The following is a 1,650-nucleotide window of genomic DNA, read 5'->3' on the forward strand; positions in this document are numbered from 1 at the left end:
AAGATCGCGATCGACTTCCTAAGAAACAGCCGGATTGGCGTCGCCCGGGATGGCCTGCAACACGAAGCCTAGCGATTTCGCCCGGCGCTGTAGGTTGGCGAGGACACGGCTACGATATTGCTGCTCATATTGGTCTGCACCAGGATCCCTGTAACTGATGCCGTGCCGGAGTGTGTTGTAGAATAAAACCGCAATCTTGCGAGCGGTCGCCGTCACGGCCTTCGATTTACCCGCGCGTGAGGACAGCCGACGATAGAATGCTCCAAGCGCTGTCTCGCTCCGCCCCACGGTTGTTGCTGCCAACCGCAACAGCGCAGCTGCGCGACTTGAGGATCTCCGTGTGCGCGAGGACAGCACCTTGCCGCCGGAGATCTTGTTGCCGGGTGCGAGGCAGAGCCAGGAAGTGAAGTGTTTGGCGCTCGGCCATGCCCTTAAATCCGTGCCGCACTCGCCGATGAGCTTCAATGCGAGCGACGGACCCAACCCATGGATCTCAGTCAAATCGACGCCAAGCACGCCATACAGCGCGGTCCTGACATCGAAGGTGGGTGTGTTGACCTGCTTGGTCTTGACGCGTGGCTTGGCTAGCTTTCCGACTGGTCCTGCTCCTTTGGTGTTCAATGCACTGATCAGGACTTCGAGCTTGCGATCACAGTCGAGCATCTTTGCCTGATAAGCGTCGTAGAGCTCCAGCGATTGAGTCAACGCGAAGACATGTTCGTGGCGGTCATTGCCTACGAGTGCTGCGCGGATCGTCTCGATCGATGAATGGCAGCGCACGTCCCGATAGGTTGCTAGGACGTCGGGATTGCGTTCGCCTGCGACAATGGCTCGGATAATCCGCATGCCGGTCGCGCCGGTGATATCCGAGACAACATGATGGAGCTGCAGGTTCATCTCCATCAGGGCCTTCTGCATATGTTGGATATGGGCGGCAGCATATTCCACGAGCCGCTCGCGCTGGCGCAGATAGGCTCGCAAGGTTGCGATCTCGGCATCGGGTCGAAAGCTGCCCCGTAACAGGCCATAGGAGTGGAGCTGGCGTAACCAAGCGGCATCGCTGACATCGGTTTTGCGCCCAGGTACATTCTTGGCGTACCGCGCGTTGACCAGAATGACCGCGAACCCGCGCTGTTCTAGGATCTCGTAGACCGGGATCCAATAGACCCCAGTGGATTCCATCGCGACACTGGTCACGCCGCACGCCTTGAACCAGTCCGCCAGCTCATGCAGGTCTTGCGTGAATGTGCCGAATGCACGCACTGGCGTATCGGTGCAGGCCGGGTTCACCGCCGCCATGTGCATCTTTGACCCGATGTCGATGGCGGCCGCGCCAAGGTTGACCGGCTTTAAGTCCGGGCCGCCACCAGTTGTCCTCTTAGGCATCGCAAATCCTCCGTCCGATGATGGGCTGGAGGGTCTGGGCTATGCCAATTTGTCATCTTCCTAATCGGGATCGCCGCCGAAACGGCGTCACCACTCTCAAGTCCGCATGCGCCCATGGACCACGTTTTTTAACGGGGACAGTGCCTCCAATAAGCTGACGGCCGCTACCCTCCGAGCCAAGGGATAGCACAAGGCTGTTTCTACCCCGCACAGGCGCGCCATCCCGCTGGACAGTTTTTTAAAATGTCGCGCTCCATGCGCAGC

At 59.2% G+C, this 1,650-nt stretch carries 1 protein-coding gene; it reads right to left on the reverse strand.

Going from position 1 to position 1,650, the window contains the following annotated elements; translation table 11 throughout:
- Nucleotides 1-18: 18 nt before the first annotated feature.
- Nucleotides 19-1,386: an IS110 family RNA-guided transposase gene (locus AC0L2F_RS35620; protein ID WP_063993775.1), complete on the reverse strand. Its 1,368-nt coding sequence runs from the start codon at nt 1,384-1,386 to the stop codon at nt 19-21.
- Between the last annotated feature and the right edge of the window lie 264 nt (nt 1,387-1,650).

The sequence above is a fragment of the Bradyrhizobium sp. Ken64 genome (assembly GCF_055807555.1).